At 65.5% G+C, this 3,740-nt stretch carries 7 protein-coding genes; all 7 read left to right on the top strand.

Annotated elements, in window-relative coordinates; translation table 11 throughout:
* The coding region (locus ACTQ48_RS10860) for a hypothetical protein (RefSeq protein WP_441570916.1) at positions 1-397 on the top strand (397 nt) is incomplete at its 5' end.
* 82 nt (positions 398-479) lie between these two features.
* A complete protein-coding gene (locus tag ACTQ48_RS10855; RefSeq protein ID WP_343091532.1) occupies positions 480-1,040 on the top strand; it encodes an HNH endonuclease in 561 nt (186 codons plus the stop codon).
* Positions 1,033-1,512 carry a hypothetical protein gene (locus ACTQ48_RS10850; RefSeq protein ID WP_441042290.1) on the top strand — a complete coding sequence of 160 codons (480 nt, stop codon included), beginning with the start codon at positions 1,033-1,035 and terminating at the stop codon, positions 1,510-1,512. Before ACTQ48_RS10855 ends, ACTQ48_RS10850 begins: the two co-directional genes overlap by 8 nt.
* A 274-nt stretch (positions 1,513-1,786) precedes the next feature.
* Positions 1,787-2,167, top strand: a complete 381-nt coding sequence (locus tag ACTQ48_RS10845; protein ID WP_441570914.1) for a hypothetical protein — start codon at positions 1,787-1,789, stop codon at positions 2,165-2,167.
* Positions 2,164-2,451 carry a hypothetical protein gene (locus ACTQ48_RS10840; RefSeq protein WP_421016218.1) on the top strand — a complete coding sequence of 96 codons (288 nt, stop codon included), beginning with the start codon at positions 2,164-2,166 and terminating at the stop codon, positions 2,449-2,451. The genes ACTQ48_RS10845 and ACTQ48_RS10840 overlap by 4 nt, the downstream gene beginning before the upstream one ends.
* Positions 2,448-2,747, top strand: coding sequence for a hypothetical protein (locus ACTQ48_RS10835; protein ID WP_441570912.1), 300 nt, complete (start codon positions 2,448-2,450; stop codon positions 2,745-2,747). The genes ACTQ48_RS10840 and ACTQ48_RS10835 overlap by 4 nt, the downstream gene beginning before the upstream one ends.
* A gap of 319 nt (positions 2,748-3,066) precedes the next feature.
* Positions 3,067-3,740 (top strand): hypothetical protein (locus ACTQ48_RS10830; RefSeq protein WP_441570910.1); only part of this gene is annotated, 674 nt, incomplete at its 3' end.

The following is a 3,740-nucleotide window of genomic DNA, read 5'->3' as shown; positions in this document are numbered from 1 at the left end:
CACCGCCACCTACGAGTTCGAGCTGCCCCGCGCACTCATCGTGACCGCCAATGACCGCAAACACTGGGCGCGGCAGGCCAGCCTCGTGCGCAACCTCCGCCAGATGGCGGCTGTCACGCAGGGCCACGACCCGCACCAGATGCAGCGCGCCCACCTGACCGTGCACGTCGCCTACCCCGACCGCAGGCGGCGAGACGCCCACAACCTCAACCCGACCATCAAGGCGCTCGTGGATGGTCTCGTGAGCGGCTGCGGCTGGCGTCCGCACGGCTGGGTGCCGCTCCTGCCCGACGACGACGACACCCACCTCATCGGCCCCGACTGGCGACCGCAGGCCGAGCGGTGCAAACCGGGGCACGTCCGGCTGACGCTCATCTTCCAGGAGGTGGACGGATGAAACCCCCCATGCCCCGGGTCGCTGACGGCCCCGACTTTGTCGTGCGCAGAGACGACAACATCGACAGAGAGGACGAGACGCCATGCCAGTGACGAAGCGCACCCGATTCGAGGTACTGCGACGCGATGGCTACCAGTGCCGATACTGCCACCGTAAGGACAATGAACTAACCGTCGATCACGTCACCCCTACCAGCCTCGGGGGCGCAGACACCCCAGAGAACCTGGTCGCCTGCTGCATGGACTGCAACGCCGGGAAGGCCTCCAGTCACCCGGACACACCCCTCGTCGCCGACGTGAGTGAGGACGCGAAACGGTGGGCTGAGGCCCGCAAGATCGCAGCCCAGCGCGTCTCTGAACGGCGCGACAGATGGTCCAAACAGTGCCAGAAGTTTCGCAAAACGTGGCGAGTTTGGGACGAAGATTGCACGTTTCTGCCCGCCGATTGGAAGCAAAGTGTGGTGCGTTGGCTCGATAACGGAGTGCCTTACGACCGTATAGCTGAGGCGCACAGCATCGCAATCGAAGCCTACGGCGTCCCAAGTCGCACAGTCTTCCGCTACATGGCGGGCGTCATCAAGAACATCGTGAAGGAAATCGAGGCCGAAACTGCCGCGATCCTGAGAGCGGGCGACGATGGCTAGAGAGTTCGCACGCTACCTCGTCTCGACCCACCGCGACCCAGATTGGGCCACGCTGACCACCACCCAACACGACTGTTACATGGCGCTCCTGTCCAGCCCAGACCTGTCATGGGCCGGGGTTGTCCCCTACTTCCCAGCCAGGTATGCAGGCAACGCCGCCGACCTGACACCCCGCAAGGTTGCCAAAGCGTGGGACTCGCTCGCAGACGCAAACCTGCTAGTCATCGACCATTCAACCGGTGAAATCCTCGTGCGCTCATTCCTGAGGCACGACAAGGTGTTGACGAAACCCAACGTGACGAAAGCATTCTGCCGCGCCCTCGACCGCATCGCCTCGACCGCTATCCGCGACCAGATCACCGCCGAGGTGGCACGCATCTGGAGCGAGGAGGGTGACGCGCTCGCCTCCAGTTGGGACGTCATCGCTGACCTGTTGCCACACATGTCCGAGCAGATCGGGATCACGCCATGACCACAAAACCATTCCCGAAACCATTCCCCGAACCGTTCAGGAAACCATTCCCGAAACCGTTCAGCGAATCATTGCCGAAACCCTTCGGCAAACCCATCCCCAACTACCTTCAAACCTTCAAACCTTCAAACCGCCCGCGCAGCGCGAGTAACGCTGAACCCTTGCGTCTATCTGTGGTTGAGAATTGTGGTTCAGCAAGCAAAAAAAGTCCGGTAGGTAGGGGCTCGCGATCTTTGCTTGCCGACCTCGCTACGCGACAAAACCGGGACGCAGCATGAGAGCCCCCGCCGACTGGTGCCGCGACCTCGCAGCACTCACCTGCCACACTCGCGCCGCGATGCGCTACCCCGACCGACAGCCATGGCTCCAGCCACCCGTCGCCTCCATCCTCGCCAGCCTCGACACCGACAGCCTCGCCGACCTCGCATGGGCCGCCATCGCAGCCGCCTGCAACCACGACCACAAAACCCCAGCAGGCATCCGCTTCGAGCTGGAGCGCCTCGCCGCACGACGAGCCGAGGCAGCCGGGCGACCTGCGACCCCGACCCTGCCGACATGGCAGCCGGAGCAACGCACCGACCTCGCCACCCCCGACCAGATCGCCACCCACCGCGCCCGGATGCGGGATGCACTCACCCGACAGGAGACACCATGACCATCTCACCCACCACCTACCGCACACGCCCCGTCACCATCGAGGCGGTGCGCTTCACCTCATGGACCCAGGCTCACGAGATCGCCCGTTGGTGCGGGGGGCAGGCGGAGAGCAACAGCGAGTCAACCGACCGCGCCGAGGTCGTCTACTGGGTGTGGGTCCCGTCACCCGATGGGTGTCTCCAGAAAGCCCTCGTCGGCGACTACATCGTCCACTCCGAGGGCGGGTTCTACCCGCTCAGGCCCTATGCCTTCGACGCGCTGCTTGAGGTGGACCCGTCATGAGCGAGGAGCACTCACCAGACGCCCTGTGCGCCACGGAGAGCCACGAACAGGGACAGGCTGGTACCCATGGACCCCAAGCCACTGAAAGGCCCTCAGAATCGCGCATACGGCAGCTCGCCACCATCGAGGATAGTGACCGCCTGTCCGAGCAGATCGCCCGTAGCCTCAACCACCTCGCCGCGATCGCCGACTCGGTGCCCCTCTCCGACGTGGCACTCCACCTCGACAACGCGGGCCGGGGCTTCGTCGCAGAGCTGACCGACCGGACCGAGCCGAAACGAAAGGAATCAGCATGATACTCACCCACCTGCGGCTACCCCGAGGGACTCCTCATGACACGCGCTGGCTCCACCAGCGGATCGCTGAGGTATCCAGCGATCCGCGCCCGCTGTGGGCATTTCCTCGCCACGGGATCGTCATCACCCAAACCCGTCTGGGGCTCGCTCCCGAGTGGGCGATCCGTGTATCACAAGGCGATCTCAAATTCTGCCCAGAGGGCGCGGTGGTGCAGATGGCGTTGATAGCGAACCCGACCCGATCTATGCGGGGCGGCGGCGGTGGCCGAGGCACGCGCAAACCGCTTGCTGAAGCTGACCCGACACCCCAGGAGGACCAGTGACCCCCACCGCCCAGCACATCCGACGCCAACTCGCCGACCTTGCTGACCTTGCCGCACTGCTCCCGACCGCGCTCATCACCCGCACGCCCAACGACACCCAGCGTGGCGCGGCGCCGGGCAGCAGACCGCCCGCCCGCCTCGATGTCATCCAACTCCTCGACCGACGCGTCCGCGATCTCACGTCGCGGGCCGAATGGGTGGACCCCGACCGGGCAGGCCTGCTGCCGTACCTGTGGACCTGGTGCCGAGACATCGAGGCCGACGCCCTCGACGCCGGCCACCACCCCGACGACCTGCCCGACACCGTCGCAGGCTGCTGCGCATGGCTCACCACCTGGCTCAACTTCGCCCAGACCCTGCCCCAGTGGGACGAGCTGGTGTTGGGCATCGACCGCTGCTGGCGCAACACCCGCGCAGCCACCCGAGGCGTCCGCGACGACGACCCACCCCGACACGCCCGATGCAACCGCTGCCACATCGGCACCCTCACACCATCAGGAGACGTGTGGACCTGCACCGACTGCGCCCGCATCATCTCCATCACCGCCGTCAGCCTCCCCGACGCTGCCCGACTCACGGGCATACCACTCCGCACACTCCAAGCATGGGCGGCCAGATCACTCCTCGATAGGGGCGTCGCAGACCCCGACGACCAGCGACGCACGCTGTA

The sequence above is a fragment of the Collinsella sp. Sow4_E3 genome, assembly GCF_052116285.1.
In the GTDB taxonomy this organism is placed as follows: Bacteria; Actinomycetota; Coriobacteriia; order Coriobacteriales; family Coriobacteriaceae; genus Collinsella.
Note: the sequence above shows the minus strand (reverse complement) of the source record. Positions and strands in the feature narration are given on the sequence as shown.